This is a genomic window from Clostridium sp. (genome assembly GCF_050717535.1).
Taxonomy (GTDB): domain Bacteria; phylum Bacillota; class Clostridia; order Clostridiales; family Clostridiaceae; genus Clostridium_AD.
The window spans coordinates 137,825-153,244 of sequence record NZ_JBOITM010000066.1; the positions used below are offsets into that span (position 1 = coordinate 137,825).

At 30.4% G+C, this 15,420-nt stretch carries 12 protein-coding genes and 1 pseudogene; 7 read left to right on the top strand and 6 right to left on the bottom strand.

Annotated features, from left to right (window positions below; all coding sequences use genetic code 11):
- The first annotated feature begins 147 nt into the window (after positions 1–147).
- From ACREVU_RS09760 to ACREVU_RS09770, 3 genes are all read left to right on the top strand, one after another.
- A complete protein-coding gene (locus tag ACREVU_RS09760; RefSeq protein WP_431551399.1) occupies positions 148–648 on the top strand; it encodes a UPF0158 family protein in 501 nt (166 codons plus the stop codon).
- A 146-nt stretch (positions 649–794) separates the two neighbouring features.
- Entirely contained in the window at positions 795–1,370 is a 576-nt protein-coding gene (locus ACREVU_RS09765; RefSeq protein WP_431551400.1) for a glycerol-3-phosphate responsive antiterminator, read from the top strand.
- A 64-nt stretch (positions 1,371–1,434) separates the two neighbouring features.
- Positions 1,435–2,139 carry an MgtC/SapB family protein gene (locus ACREVU_RS09770; RefSeq protein ID WP_431551401.1) on the top strand — a complete coding sequence of 235 codons (705 nt, stop codon included), beginning with the start codon at positions 1,435–1,437 and terminating at the stop codon, positions 2,137–2,139.
- A 240-nt stretch (positions 2,140–2,379) separates the two neighbouring features.
- Here ACREVU_RS09770 and ACREVU_RS09775 read toward each other — a convergent pair whose 3' ends face one another.
- Complete coding sequence (locus tag ACREVU_RS09775) at positions 2,380–3,951, bottom strand: DEAD/DEAH box helicase (protein WP_431551419.1); 1,572 nt, start codon at positions 3,949–3,951, stop codon at positions 2,380–2,382.
- 120 nt (positions 3,952–4,071) lie between these two features.
- Positions 4,072–4,596, bottom strand: a complete 525-nt coding sequence (locus ACREVU_RS09780; protein ID WP_431551402.1) for a QueT transporter family protein — start codon at positions 4,594–4,596, stop codon at positions 4,072–4,074.
- Between the two features lie 349 nt (positions 4,597–4,945).
- On the opposite strand from ACREVU_RS09780, the gene ACREVU_RS09785 reads away from it, so the two are divergent.
- The 3 genes from ACREVU_RS09785 (at position 4,946) to ACREVU_RS09795 (ending at position 8,309) form a co-directional block, all read left to right on the top strand.
- On the top strand, positions 4,946–6,196 hold the full coding sequence (locus tag ACREVU_RS09785) for a M16 family metallopeptidase (RefSeq protein WP_431551403.1): 1,251 nt from the start codon (positions 4,946–4,948) through the stop codon (positions 6,194–6,196).
- Positions 6,197–6,198: 2 nt separating this feature from the next.
- Entirely contained in the window at positions 6,199–7,056 is an 858-nt protein-coding gene (gene recX / locus ACREVU_RS09790; RefSeq protein WP_431551404.1) for a recombination regulator RecX, read from the top strand.
- An 86-nt stretch (positions 7,057–7,142) separates the two neighbouring features.
- Positions 7,143–8,309 (top strand): transglutaminase-like domain-containing protein, encoded by a 1,167-nt coding sequence (locus ACREVU_RS09795; RefSeq protein ID WP_431551405.1) that lies wholly within the window; start codon positions 7,143–7,145, stop codon positions 8,307–8,309.
- A gap of 19 nt (positions 8,310–8,328) precedes the next feature.
- Here ACREVU_RS09795 and ACREVU_RS09800 read toward each other — a convergent pair.
- The 3 genes and pseudogenes from ACREVU_RS09800 to ACREVU_RS09810 all read right to left on the bottom strand — a co-directional run.
- Positions 8,329–8,700 (bottom strand): annotated as a pseudogene (locus ACREVU_RS09800) (tetratricopeptide repeat protein); the annotation flags it as partial.
- A 115-nt stretch (positions 8,701–8,815) separates the two neighbouring features.
- On the bottom strand, positions 8,816–9,616 hold the full coding sequence (locus ACREVU_RS09805) for an ABC transporter permease (RefSeq protein ID WP_431551406.1): 801 nt from the start codon (positions 9,614–9,616) through the stop codon (positions 8,816–8,818).
- Positions 9,597–10,373, bottom strand: a complete 777-nt coding sequence (locus ACREVU_RS09810) for an ABC transporter ATP-binding protein (RefSeq protein ID WP_431551407.1) — start codon at positions 10,371–10,373, stop codon at positions 9,597–9,599. Before ACREVU_RS09810 ends, ACREVU_RS09805 begins: the two co-directional genes overlap by 20 nt.
- Positions 10,374–10,740: 367 nt before the next feature.
- Here ACREVU_RS09810 and ACREVU_RS09815 point away from each other — a divergent pair, with 367 nt between their 5' ends.
- Positions 10,741–15,021 (top strand): acyl-CoA dehydratase activase-related protein, encoded by a 4,281-nt coding sequence (locus ACREVU_RS09815; RefSeq protein WP_431551408.1) that lies wholly within the window; start codon positions 10,741–10,743, stop codon positions 15,019–15,021.
- Positions 15,022–15,197: 176 nt separating this feature from the next.
- On the opposite strand, the gene ACREVU_RS09820 is transcribed toward ACREVU_RS09815, so the two are convergent.
- A partial coding sequence (locus tag ACREVU_RS09820) for a hypothetical protein (protein WP_431551409.1) occupies positions 15,198–15,420 on the bottom strand: 223 nt, incomplete at its 5' end.

Below are 15,420 nucleotides of genomic sequence, written 5' to 3' on the forward strand. Positions count from 1 at the left end.
GCCAATAGACCGTAAAGGTTTATTGGCTATATTATTATAAATGCACTGTTTTATGATAAGATAGAGTTAGGCACATGAAATAGATTAAAATACAGATTTGCGATTTATTTCAATGTGACTTAATGTATAGGAGGAAAATAAATAAATATGGGAAAAGTTAACATTGTAGATATTGATATGCAAGCACTTATAGAAACAATTTCACATGAAGATGATAATTTAGGAAAAAGTTTTTTAGATAAACACACTGGCGAGGTTATATATATTCCTACAGAAGTAAGTACAGCCTTAGAGAATGGGACTTTAAAGGATGACACTTTCGATACTTGGCTAAAAGAATTTGTTATGGTAGCTATACTTATTAATGAAGATGAGGTTAATAGATATTTGAGCACACCACTTATAGATCAAAATTTTTATATAAGTGCAATGAAGAGATATGTTAATAATATAGTTAATAATTCAGACTTAAAACAAGAACTGAATAAGGCATTAAACAGTAAAGATCCAGTAAAAAAATTTAAACACGTTTTAATGGATAAAGAAAATATGACAGAAGAATGGTATAAGTATGAAGATAGTTGTATAGCTGAATTTGTTAGAGAGTGGTTAAACTCAAATGGTATTGAATTAAAGTATTTAAATTAAATTAGAAAAAAATAGCCAATATGTTGATTTTTTCTTCAAACATAATTTTTGAAATAGTTAAGCACAGTGTGATATTATTATTTTGTATAAAACTTTACTTTTATGCATTTTTAAAATTAAATATGGCTTAAATTAAAATAATAGGGGTGAGAATTATTAAAAATGAATTTTATGATAGGATTCGTGAAAATCCAGTAATTGCAGCAGTAAACAATTTGGAAAAGTTAGAGAAAGCTATACAATCCCCTTGTGAAATTATTTTCTTGCTTACAGGAAGTATTTTTAATTTACAAGAACTTGTTAATAAAGCAAAGGCAAGTAATAAGAGTGTATTTGTACATTTGGATCTAATTGAAGGGTTTTCAAGAAATGCCTGTGCACTACAATATATTAATGAAATTATAAAGCCCAATGGAATTATCACTACTAAAAGTAGCCTTATCAGAACTGCAAAGGAAATGGGGTTATTTTCTATACAGAGACTTTTTATGCTAGATGCATTATCATTAGAAAGCGGTATAAATTCTATTAAAAACATAAGGCCTGATGCTGTAGAAATATTACCTGGAATTATGCCAAGGGTAACGAAAACAATTGGTACAGAAGTAAATATTCCTATAATTACTGGGGGTTTAATTTCAGACAAAGAAGATGTAATTGCTAGTATTAAGGCAGGGGCAATTGGTATTTCAACAAGCAAAGAAGAAATATGGTATATGTAATTGTGCATATATTAGCTTATAATTAATTATAATAGAATATGATAAATTTGTTGGGGGTATATACATGTTAGCATATGAAGTAGCAATAAGGCTTGCCCTTGCTGTTGTAGTTGGTGGTTTGATTGGATATGAGAGGGAAGTTAAAAATAGGCCAGCTGGTTTTAGAACGCATATTCTAGTATGTTTAGGTGCTGCCATTACATCAATGATACAATTATATTCGATTCAAGATACAACCAATATAATACTGCAGCATCCAGAACTTCAGAATGCCTTAAAAGCAGATATTGGAAGGCTAGGAGCACAAGTTATAACAGGAGTAGGTTTTTTAGGCGCAGGGACTATAATGCACGAAAAGGGGTCAGTAAAAGGACTTACTACTGCGGCAAGTATATGGACAGTGGCATGTATTGGGCTTGCAGTTGGTCTAGGTTATTACACATTAACTATATTATCAACAATATTTGTTTTTATAGTATTGGTATTTTTTAAGACTTTTGAGGCTAAACTTTTTAAAAACACTAATGTGCTTAAAATAGAAATTCAATATGGTAACAAGAAAAACATGGTAGAAAAATTAGAACAATATTTTGAGGGTATGAGCATAAAAGTTAAGACTATAGACTTTGCTATAGATGATGAGGATGAAAATCCAGAATATAGTACGACAATATATACGATCTTAGCACCAAGGCATATTAAGACTAATAAAATAGTACAGAGCTTATGCACCTTTGAAGAAATATACAAAGCCAATATAGTAGAATAAAAAATAAGGATTATAAATTTAGTTATTGAGACATTATATATATTAAAAATATCTCAACAAATAAGATAAAAATTAATGTATAAAGCAATTTTTTGAATTTATTCATAATTATCACCCCATTTTATATTGTATGTTAAATGGGGTGATAAAATTATTAAACTTAGAAAAATTATGAATAAAAAGCAACCAAATAAAGAGAGCCCTTATTATCAATAAGGACTCTCTTTTGAGTTAATAAATCTATCTTCTAGATTTAGCAACCTCAATATTTACTTTTCTACTATTTAACTTTTTACCTGAACTATTATTTAAAATAGAATCAACTAAGTTTGAAGGTACATCTAAAAATGAGAATTTATCTAAAATATCGATACGGCCAAGTTCATTTTTATTAATATTAGCTGTTTCGCATAAGAAAGATATAATATCTTTAGTCATAACATCATCCATTCTTCCAATAGAAAGGAATAGTCTAACAGTATCATTTGTTGTTGTCGTAGAATCATCTGCATAGTTATAGTTAACTTCTTTATCAAAAATAATTTTTATAAGAGAAGCGGCTACATCTTCTGCACCAAATTCACTTATAAGTTTTTTTCCAAGTGGAAGGAAGTTTTCATATAAATTTTCGTTTAAAACTAATTTTATAGAATCTAGAATAGTTTCTGATTTAGCAGCAAAAACATCTATTATAGTAGGAACAGTTTTTTTAGTGATTACACTTTTAGTATCACGTTCAATTTGTCTTATAGAAGAAGCTTCTCGTCTTGTAATAAGACTATAAGCTGTACCTTCTTTACCTGCTCTACCGGTTCTACCTATTCTATGAATATATGATTCACTATCTTGTGGTAAGTCATAGTTTATTACATGAGTAACATCTTCAACGTCAATTCCTCTTGCAGCTACGTCTGTTGCAATTAGGAAATTCAAATTACCATCTTTGAATTTTTTTAGAGTATTCATTCTCTGGCTTTGTTTCATATCTCCGTGCATACCTTCTACAGTATAACCTCTAGGTTGTAATCCTTCTACTAACTCATCTACACCCTTTTTAGTTTTACAGAACAATATACAAGTCTTAGGAGCATCAACATCAAGAATTCTGCAAAGTGATTCAAATTTATTTTTTGAATTTACTTCGTAATAGTATTGCTTAGTTTTAGAAACAGTTAGTGATTTCTTTTCAATTGCAATAATTTTTGTTTCAGGATGCATATATTTTTTTGACAATACTTTAATAGCTCTTGGCATAGTAGCTGAGAAAAGTAAAGTCTGTCTATCTTCACTTAAATTACTTATAATACTTTCAATATCTTCAATAAATCCCATATTTAACATTTCGTCAGCTTCATCTAAAACAAGAAATTTAGCATTTGCAAGTTTTAAAGTGCCTTTTCTAATATGATCAAGTAGTCTTCCTGGAGTTCCAACAACAATATCCACGCCTCTTTTTAAAGCGGAGATTTGTCTATCGATAGATTGACCACCATAGATTGGCAATATTTTTATTCTTTCATGTTTTGCAATACGTTGAAGTTCTTCTGCAACTTGCACTGCAAGTTCTCTTGTTGGAGATAATATTATTGCTTGAATTTTTCCGTTTGATTTTTCCATCATACTTAAAATAGGTGCACCAAATGCTAATGTTTTACCAGTTCCTGTTTGAGCCTGACCTATTATATCAAAACCTTCTAGTACAACTGGGATAGCCTTTTGTTGAATGTCAGATGGATATTCAAATTTCAAATCTGTTATAGCTTGCATTACTGATTCATTTAGTCCTAGTTCATCAAATCTTAATTTTTCAATTTTATTCATTAATTTTTTTCCTCTTTCTTCTTATAAAGTATCAAATACATCTCATATTAAAGTATATACAGAATAACAAATATTAAACTAAAAAAGCAAAATTAAATTGCTTTTTTACAATTATTTAAAAAAATTCCTCAAAATTGAGTTCTTTTCAATAACATAAATAAGAGGTAATCCAATTCCATAACAGCAGACAAATTCTCCCCATGCAACTTGCATCATACAAAGTAAAAGGGGCATGTCTTTAAAATATAAAAGCTTCAACAATATGCCTATAATAATGGCATTAAATACTACAGCCGGTAACGGAGCAAGAATTCTTTTAAATCTAAATTTGCTTTTACCAATATAGTAAGTTGAAATCGCGGCTATAAATGTTGCAAGGGAACCGAAAATCATATCCATAATACCTAGTGGACTTATGATATTAGAAACTATACAACCTATTACTAGCCCTGGAATTGAAAAGGATGCAAAGTAAGGTAGGATAGTAAGTCCTTCAGCAATACGATATTGAACAACTCCAAAGCTGAAAAACGACAAGCTTAGAGTTAAAGCTGCATAAATAGCAGCCACCATTGCTGCAAAAACAATTCTTCTTATTTTTACAGAGATAGTTCCTTCATTTAATTTAATATTCATTTTTGTGCCTCCATAGTTTTGTTTTGAGACAGGATGGTTACGAACTGTCTATACGTATTCGACCCGAATTTTAATTGTACTATATAATTGAGTATTAGTCAAATGAATTTATGCTATTGTATAGGGAATTAATGCTAGTTTTAAATTGTTATAAGCTATATTGTCGCTAAATTCAATTTGTGAAATGCAGGCTAATTTTTAAATAAGGGTAAGCATACCATTGAAATAGTAGATGTTTACTAAAATTATATGATAATATAAAATCGGGTAAGAAAATAGTCTAAAATTCATAAAAGTATGATATAGTTAATAAATATATATTTTTATTTTTTGATTAAAGGAGAAAATTATGAATAAAGAAATTTTTAATACCAAACAAACAGAGTTAAGTAGTGGAATTAAACTTATTACTATTAAAAAAGATAGTCAAATTTCAGCTGTTCATGTTGGAATAAACATAGGGTCGCTTTATGAAGAAAAAAATGAAAAAGGAATAGCACATTTTATAGAGCATATGCTTTTTAAAGGAACTGTAAGCAGAACTAATGAAAAACTAAATAGTGAACTGGAAAATTTAGGTGGAGAATATAATGCATATACGGACTTCAATTGCACAGTGTACAGTTCTACAATTTTAAATGAGGAATTAGAGAATGTAGTATCACTTATGGGAGATATGGTCTTGAATTCTACCTTTCCGAAAGATGAAATTGAAAAAGAAAGGGGTGTAATACTGGCTGAAATCAGAACAATTAATGATGACATTGAGGACCTAAGCTTTAAGAGAGTCAATGAAGTTGCTTTTATTTACAGTCCTCTCAGGGAAGATACTATTGGTAATGAAAAGATAGTAAAAAAAGTTGCAAGAAGGCAACTTGTTGATTTTTATAATAAATATTATGTGCCAAATAATTGTTTTATATCTATTGTATCTCCACTTGAACATGGGGTAATAATAGATATGGTGCAAAAGTATTTTGGTAATTGGAGTAAGAAAAGTTTTGAAAAGAAAAAGATAATATATGAACACAACCAATTTGTAAAAGAAATTTCATATAAAAAAGAAATTGAGCAAAGTACCATACTTTACTTGTTTACCTTCAATGGACTATCTAAGGATGAGGAATTGGCACTTAGAATATTAAATTATAAATTTGGAGAAAGTTCTAATTCTATATTATTTAGAGAGCTTCGAGAAGAAAGAGGATTGTCCTATGATGTTTACACTCATTTAGATACTTCTAATAATGTAAAGACACTATATATTTATACCTCTGTTTCAGAAGAAAATGTAGATGAGGCAATAGAGGTAATTGATACAGCTATTAGGGATATTGAAAGTAAAAAAATAGTTTTTGATGACAATACTATAGCTCTAATGAAAAAAATATTAAAAACTGCTATTGCATCAACATTGGAGGATTCAACGGACCTTGGAAATTATGTAATTCATCAGGCTATGGATGACGAAAACATATATCAGTTTACTGAGGATATGGAAAACATGAGTAATATTAAAAGCGAAGATTTATATAATGTTGCTAAAAAAGTATTACAAAAGCCAACAATTCATATATTTTTACCGGAAAAGAGAGGTTAGTATTGAGTAGTATTATAACAAAAATAGAAGCTCAAAAGAAAAATAATCATAGAGTTAACATTTATATGAATGATGAATTTGCCTTTGCTTGTGATGCAGAGCTTGTTTATATTCACAATATAACAAAGGGCAGGACCATTGAAAAAGAGAGTTTACAAAATATAATTGATGAAGACAATTATATAAAGGGTAAAAATGCTGCACTTCATTTTTTGGAACGAAGCTTTAAATCAGCCAGGCAAGTGGTGGATAAATTAACAGCAAAAGAATTTGATGTTAAAACCATAGATAGAGTAATTGTATTTTTAAAAGAGTATGGATTTGTTGATGATTATAGATTTGTGGAATTATTTATAAAAGAAAAAATAAAATCTTGTGGTAAAAATAAAATAAAATTCACTTTAATAAAGAAATCTCTTCCAAAAGAATTGATTCAGCAAGGTTTGGATAAAATAACTTGTGAGGAGCAGTTTGAGGTAGCTATGAAATTAGGCGAAAAAAAGATAGCAACATTGTCTAAGAGTGAAAAGAATTTCCAGAAATTATATAAAAAGACCTCAGACTATTTAGTGCGAAGTGGATATGATTATGAAATAGTAAATAAAGTTTTAGGTAAAATAACTAAAGATATTAATAATGAGGAAGCCAAAGAAATATTGGACACTGAAGATACTTATGAAGAAGACTATAACAAATTACAGGAATTAGCCAGCAAAAGATATAACATATTAATTAAGTCAGAGACTCAAGAAATTAAGATATATAAAAAGCTAGGGGACTATCTTTTAAGGCGAGGCTTTAAGTGGGATATGATAAAAAAAGTATTAAGAGATTTAATTAATAATGTAGAAGATTTGTAGGAGTACAAATTTTCTTTTGAATTTGCTAATATTTAAGCACTGCAGGTGATGATTTAATTGCATAATAACGAAAGCAGGTGATAAATTTGTTTAAAGAGCCTATAACTTTAATTCTAGTAGTCTTCTTTATGTACCCAATAATTAAAGGGTTTATATTTAAATTTTCATCTCGAAATTTAAAGGAAACTGTTCAAGGAATGGCGCAAAGTATATCTTTTTTAAGTTCATTATTTATAGGGATATATTACACTAAGAAAGTTTTTATTCAACATAACGAAGGAATCTTCGAAAAAATATATAACTCTATACCACTAAAAGCTATAGAGTTTGTTAATGATAAACCATTAGTGATTTATGTATTATTGATGCCACTTACGGTATTAATAATTTATACAATGATAAATTTTGCAGCTGACCTTATTAGTCGCGTTACCATTTATCCTTTATTTGATAGCATTGAGGATAGCTTAAAGAATAAAAGTGGTCATTTTAAAAGAATTGTAGGGGCAATATTTCAAATTCCCAAGGCTATATGTTATGTAATTGTCATTACTTTTATGTTGAACTTTTTATCACTTCTTAAGATAACTGATACATACAATAAGTATTTGGAAGAATCACAAGTATATAATTATATATCTAAACAAGTTGTTATACCACTTACTAATTCAAAACTAGCAAAAAAGCTTCCTAATATAGTTAATAATTCCTTTAAAATTGTAATAAAGGAGGCTAATGTTCAGGAGCCTAATGCAGCAAATAAGCAAAGGGTTATAACTTACTATAATGGTATTACATTAGAGCAGGCAATTAAATCTAATGATGAAATCAATCTATATGCCAAAAAATTGGTAAAAGGGAAAAGTGGAACAAGAGCTAAAGCAAGAGCTATTTATAATTGGGTAGGTAGTGAAATAGTTTATGATGACGAAAAAGCAAATAGAGTATTAAATAGTGATTTAGAAGCGAAATCTGGAGCTATACCAACCTATGAATCTAAAAGTGGAATATGCTTTGATTATGCAAGTCTTTTTGTAGCTATGTGCAGGGCTAATAATATAAAGGTTAGAATTATAACCGGCCAAGGATTCAATGGGAACAATTGGGTTAGTCATGCTTGGAATCAAGTTTATATAGAGAGCGATGATAAATGGATTAATGTAGATCCTACATTTTTAATTGGTGGGGACTATTTTGATAGTAAAAGATTTCTTATTGATCATAAACAGGAAAGTATAGCTGGCGAATGGTAAGAAAAAGCTCCCTAATTTTTTAGGGAGCTTTTTTATAGCTTTTTAATAACAAATTAATAGCTTTTTCACAATCTTCATCTTCATTATTTAGTGACCAAGCGGTGTTGAAGTAATATAATGCTTTTGGCTTGTTAAGGCACATAGCATAGCAATAAGCTAAGTTGAAAAAGTATTTGCTTTCTCGTCTTATGGCTATAGCATCATGAAATATGGGTATTGCACTTTCGTATTCTTTTAAGTGAATAAAGCATACTGCAGTATTATAAAGTGACCCAGCCTCATTATCTTTCATTTCAGCAGCTTTTTTATATAATGCAATTGCTCTATTATAATCCTTAGTATTGTATATGTCGTTGGCTTTTTGAAAGTAGTCCATTATTTTCCTCCTTACAGTTCTCCGAAGAGTAAAAAAATTGGTTGTTAAATAATGATATTACAATTTTGCATTTAATATTACATATAAATACTACCCAAGGATTATAAATATATTCACTTAAGCTGAAAATTTATTTGCTTTTATTTACTATTTTTCTTTCTAAAAATGCAACCATTTCATACATTAGGTAAGCTAAAACTGAAAGTATTACTATGCTCATCATTACCATATCTAGTTGAGAAATTTGTCCACCGAAAATTATCAAAAATCCTAAACCGTCTTTGGCTACTAGGAATTCACCCATTATCACCCCTACCCATGACAGACCTACATTTATTTTCAATGCTGAAATAAGAGTTGGGATAGATGCGGGAATAATTAGGTTAGTTAGTATTTGTAATTTAGAAGCTCCAAAGGTTTTTAAAAGCTTGATTTTATCTTCATCCACTTCCCTAAAGCCACTTAGTATGCTTATTATAGTTACAACTATTGATATTAAAAGAGCAATTACTATTATTGCCTTTATTCCATTACCTACCCAAAATATAATAATTGGTGCAAGAGCAACTTTAGGTAGTGCGTTTAAAACTATTAAGTATGGGTCTAGCACTTTTGAGACAAAATCTGACCACCATAAAAGAATTGCAATAAGTGCACCTAAGATTGTTCCTAGTACAAAACCTACTATAGTTTCAAAGCAGGTTATGAATATATGAGACATTAATGTACCTTCCGCATATATTTGCATAAACGACTTATACATTCTCGATGGTGTGCTGGTTAAAAAAGGATCAATCCAGGAAAGTCTGCCAGCAATTTCCCATAAACTAAAAAAAACAATTAGTATTACGAGTCTTGTGAAAATAACAAAGTGTTTTTCTCTTTTTATACTTTTAATATAATTTTTGTGTTCATCGCTTTGAACTTTCATTACTATTCAACTCCTTCCAAATTTCATTGAAATAAATTCTAAAATTTGGAGCTTCTCTACGCTTAAGTGGGCATGAAAAAGATTTTTCAAAGTTAAGGGCCATATTTTTAATAATTATAGCAGGTCTACTTGAAAGAATAATAATATCATCCGACATAGAAATTGCTTCTGATATATCATGAGTCACCATTATAGTAGTCTTTTTTTCTTTTTTTATAATTTCATAAACTTCGTCACTAATGTTTAATCTAGTTTGATAGTCTAGTGCTGAGAAAGGCTCATCTAAAAGAAGTACTTCAGGATTTAGTGCTAGAGTTCTAATTAGAGCTACTCTTTGGCGCATTCCGCCTGACAATTCGTTAGGATAATGGTTTCTAAATTCCCAAAGATTATAATTTATTAAAAGATTTTTCACCATATCCATATTTTTATCAGTAATACAGTGGTTAATTTTAAGGCCTAAAAGTACATTGTCCCATATATTTAACCAGTCAAATAGTTGATCCTTTTGAAACATATATCCGATTTTTGAAAAGCTTGAGTTATCATCGTTGCTATTTATGACTATTTTTCCATATGAGGGGGAGACTAAACCAGCTATTATATTTAAAAGAGTGGATTTACCACACCCAGAAGGACCTACAATAGTTAAAAAATGACTTTCTTGTACATTAAATGAGATATCATTCAATGCGGGAGTTTCTGCAGTCAATGAGTGGTAATTCATGGATACATTGTTAATCTCTACTTTAATCACTTTATCATCTCCTTTAGAGTTATACTTTATTATATGAGTTTAAATAATGTATTGTTAACAACATTTCAATGCGTTATAATATTATAAAATTATATGTTAATTTTCTGTAAAAGTAGTTGATATTTATATAGAAATTGAATAATATGTAATTAGCATAAATTATATTATGGAGGCTGTTATTGTAGAGAATAAATTTGCTTTTTAAAGAATAGAAATAACTATATAGGAATAATTAGCCTATTTACTCAAATATTAAACAAATTGAAAAAATATGAAGATTGAATTCAATCGTGTAAACATATATAATTAAATATTAGGTTTGAAAATAAGAATAAATCCAAACTAGTGGGGGAAAGAGAAGAAAATTATGAAAAAAATATTACATGTTGGATTAGATGTAGGATCTACTACTGTTAAGATAGTAGTACTAAATCAGCAAGAGAAAATAATATATAGTAAATATCAGAGGCATTTTTCTGATATAAAAAGCACAATAGCCGATCTTTTATCTGAGGCTTTTAGTAATTTCAAAGAATGCAATATTACTATAATGGTGACGGGTTCTGGTGGACTAGCTCTATCTAAATGGTTAAACATTGAATTTATACAAGAAGTAATAGCCAGCACTTATGCTATAGAAAATATTATTCCAAGAACTAATGTAGCTATAGAGCTAGGTGGAGAAGATGCAAAGATTATTTATTTTGATGGAGGAATAGACCAAAGAATGAATGGTACTTGTGCTGGAGGTACTGGTGCATTTATTGATCAGATGGCGTCACTTCTTCAAACGGATGCCACAGGGCTTAATGAACTTGCAAAGGGATATAAAACTATATACCCAATTGCAGCTAGGTGTGGAGTATTTGCAAAAACAGATATTCAACCACTATTAAATGAAGGTGCTGCAAAAGAAGATATTGCTGTATCAATTTTTCAGGCAGTAGTTAATCAAACTATTAGTGGACTTGCTTGTGGCAAACCCATTAAAGGGAATGTTGCATTTTTAGGGGGACCTTTATTTTTCTTGTCTGAACTACGACAAAGGTTCATTTCAACTTTGAAATTAACAGGGGATGAAATTATTTTTCCGGAGAATTCTCAGCTATTTGTTGCGCTAGGTGCAGCTATGGCGTCAAAGGATAAACATATTATTTCCTTTGAAGAATTAAATAAGCAACTTCCAAAGTTAAAGGAAGCATCTAACCAGGAAGTCCAAAGACTTAGACCCTTATTTTTAGATGAGGAAGAGTTAGAAGTTTTTAACAAGAGGCAGAGTCAATATAAGGTAGCAAGAAGAGAATTAAAAGATTATAAGGGAAATTGTTTCTTGGGAATAGATGCAGGGTCTACTACTACTAAGGCTACACTTATAGATGAAGATGGAGCACTTTTATATTCTTACTATGGAAGTAATGAAGGTAATCCATTAACTATGGTTAGAAAAATATTAAAGAATATATATACTATTTTACCAGTTGGTGCAATTATACGAAATTCGGCAGTAACAGGCTATGGTGAAGGATTAATAATGGCAGCCTTAAAAGTGGACATAGGAGAAATTGAAACTATAGCCCATTACAAGGCGGCAGAATTCTTTCTACCGGGTGCAGATTTTATATTGGATATTGGTGGACAAGATATGAAATGTTTAAAAATAAAAGACGGGGTAATAGATAGTATAATGCTAAATGAAGCTTGTTCCTCTGGATGTGGATCTTTCATTGAAACCTTTGCTAATTCTTTAAATATGGAAGTAGAGGATTTTGCAACTGTAGCTCTTAGTTCTAAAAGCCCAGTAGACCTTGGTTCAAGGTGTACTGTGTTTATGAATTCAAGAGTCAAGCAAGTTCAAAAGGAAGGTGCCTCAGTAGGAGATATATCAGCAGGACTATCTTACTCTGTAATTAAAAATGCACTGCTAAAGGTTATTAAAATAAGAGATCCAAAGGAAATGGGTAAAAAAATAATTGTTCAAGGCGGAACTTTTTATAATGATGCGGTTCTTAGGGCTTTTGAACTTATTTCTGGGAGAGAAGCTGTTAGACCAGATATTGCAGGGTTAATGGGCGCATTTGGAGCAGCACTTATTGCAAAAGAAAGAAATGAAGAAAACAAAATTTCTACATTATTAACACTAGAACAATTAGATAGTTTTGTTGTAGAAACTTCTATGGGTAGATGCAAACAATGCGCAAATCAATGTGTTCTTACCATTAACAAATTTGATAATGAAAGAGAATTTATATCTGGCAACCGTTGTGAGAAGGCACTAGGACTTAGCCATAATAAAGAAGAAATACCAAATCTTTACGACTACAAATACAAAAGAATATTTAATTATATTCCACTAAAGAAGGAAGACGCAATTAGAGGGGTAATAGGTATTCCAAGAGTGCTTAACATATATGAGAATTATCCATTTTGGTTTACATTCTTTACAACTTTGGGTTTTAGGGTAGAATTGTCACAAAGATCTTCCAAACAGATATATGAAATGGGAATAGATACAATACCCTCAGAATCTGCTTGTTACCCTGCTAAAATAGTACATGGGCATATAATGAGTCTTATTAATAAGGGAATAGACACTATATTTTATCCTTGTATTCCCTATGAAAAAAAAGAGCAACCGGGAGCAGATGATCATTATAACTGTCCTATAGTAACTTCTTATCCTGAGGTAATTAAAAATAATATGGATATTTTGAAGGAAAGGAATATTGTTTTTCTAAGTCCTTTTATATCTTTAGACAATAATAAAAAATTGATTTTGAGATTAGCTGATGAGTTTGCAAGTTTTGGTATTGAGAAAAGCGAAATAGTTACAGCAGTTAAAAAAGCATGGGATGAAACTGATAAGGTAAAATTGGATATTCAAAATAAAGGTGAAGAAGTAATAGAATATATTAGGCGTACTGGAAAAAAAGGAATAGTTTTGGCTGGGAGACCTTATCATATAGACCCAGAAATTAATCATGGCATACCAAGTGTTATAACAGATTTTGATATGCCCGTGCTAACAGAGGATTCTGTGGCTCATTTAGGTGTTGTTGAAAGACCATTAAGAGTAGTAGATCAATGGGTTTATCATTCTAGATTATATGCAGCTGCTAGTTTTGTAGCAAAAGAGCCAAATATTGAGCTTATCCAGCTGAATTCTTTTGGGTGTGGACTAGATGCTGTTACAACAGATCAAGTTCAGGAGATTTTAAGTAATAATGGAAAGATATATACAACACTAAAAATTGATGAAGGAAACAATTTGGGAGCAGCGAAAATTAGAATTAGATCTCTAAAGGCAGCCCTTAATGAAAGGGATAAAAATGGAACTTTGCCGAAGAAAATTGAGCTGGTCCATGATAGGCTTATTTTTACAAAAGAGATGAGAAAAAAACACACAATTTTATCCCCACAAATGTCTCCAATACATTTTCAATTTATACAGGAGGCATTTAACTCATCAGGGTACAATTTAGAGATTTTACCTTCAGTGGATACTCAGGCTGTAGAAGAAGGCTTAAAATATGTAAACAATGATGCCTGTTATCCAACAATAATTGTAGTAGGGCAAATAATTGCTGCGCTAAAATCAGGTAAGTATGATATAGGAAATACTTCCGTTATAATTTCTCAAACTGGTGGAGGATGTAGAGCTACAAATTACATTGGATTTCTTAGGAAAGCACTTAAGGAAGCGGGATTTCCAAATGTTCCAGTGGTATCCTTAAATGCTGCTGGTCTTGAGTCAAATCCGGGGTTTAAATTCTCGCACTCGTTGGTTAAAAAATCAATAATGTCCTTGGTCTACGGAGACTTACTTATGAAGGTGCTCTATAAGGTTAGACCATACGAGAGGATACTGGGTTCAGCTAATTTACTTTATGAAAAATGGGTAAAAATATGCAAAGAGTCAGTAATAAAGGGTAAAAGTCAAGAGTTTAAATATAATATTTCTGCTATAGTGGCTGATTTTGATAATTTAGAACTTAAAAATGTTTCGAAACCTCAGATAGGTCTAGTAGGAGAGATTTTAGTCAAGTTTCATCCTACAGCTAACAATAATATTATAAATGTTATTGAAAGTGAAGGTGGAGAGGCAGTGATGCCGGGTTTGATAGATTTTTTCCTATACTGTGCTTTTGATGCCAACTTTAAACATGACTATTTGGGTAAGAGCAAGAAAGATCAAATATTAAATAATATAGCAATTACCTATATAGAAAGTTTTAGAAAACACATGAAGTCAGTGCTTGGGAATAGTAAAAGATTTCACGCACCAAAAACTATACGAGAGTTAGCAGCGGGGGCATCCCCTATTTTATCATTGGGGAATCAAACTGGTGAAGGATGGTTTTTGACTGGTGAAATGGTGGAACTTATTGAAAGCGGTACAAAAAATATAGTGTGTATGCAGCCTTTCGCTTGTCTTCCTAACCATGTTACAGGTAAGGGAATGATTAAAGAATTAAAGAGAAGGTACCCAGGTGCAAATATAACTGCCATAGATTATGACCCTGGTGCTAGTGAAGTAAATCAAATTAATAGAATAAAACTCATGATGGCTGTTGCATTAAAAAATCTTAATACTGATATAGAGGTTGAAGATGCACATTCAGAAGTAGCTAGTGATAAAAAAGTAGATTAAAACAAGAAATTACATTGAAAAATTTTTCTTGAATTATGCTTTAACTAAAAGTATATATTGCTGGAATGCTCTCGCTTCGCTAAGTAATTCTAAACTAATTTTATTGAAAGATACTAAAAAGTGCAAACTGGCATATGCTCAAACATGCACTTTTCTTAACGCATCTTCCACAAAAATTAGTTAAGAATTACTAAAGCTTGTTCGAATGCATTCTGCGCAATATATACTTTTGTTAGCATAATCCAAGAAAAATACCTAATTTTAATGTTTATTGACTCAAACTTCGCACAAGTAAAACTCGCATAAAACCTTGATATATAAACGTTTAAAAGCATTAATAAGTATAAAAATCCTCTTAAAAATGATATAATGTAAGTAACAACAAATACATAAACATCA

Bases quoted from the DNA above. Each gene is read 5' to 3' on its own strand.
- ACREVU_RS09815 (WP_431551408.1), top strand. From the start codon at position 10,741: ATGAAAAAAATATTACATGTTGGATTAGATGTAGGATCTACTACTGTT.
- ACREVU_RS09770 (WP_431551401.1), top strand. From the start codon at position 1,435: ATGTTAGCATATGAAGTAGCAATAAGGCTTGCCCTTGCTGTTGTAGTT.
- ACREVU_RS09760 (WP_431551399.1), top strand. From the start codon at position 148: ATGGGAAAAGTTAACATTGTAGATATTGATATGCAAGCACTTATAGAA.
- ACREVU_RS09805 (WP_431551406.1), bottom strand. From the start codon at position 9,616: ATGAAAGTTCAAAGCGATGAACACAAAAATTATATTAAAAGTATAAAA.
- ACREVU_RS09780 (WP_431551402.1), bottom strand. From the start codon at position 4,596: ATGAATATTAAATTAAATGAAGGAACTATCTCTGTAAAAATAAGAAGA.
- ACREVU_RS09785 (WP_431551403.1), top strand. From the start codon at position 4,946: ATGAATAAAGAAATTTTTAATACCAAACAAACAGAGTTAAGTAGTGGA.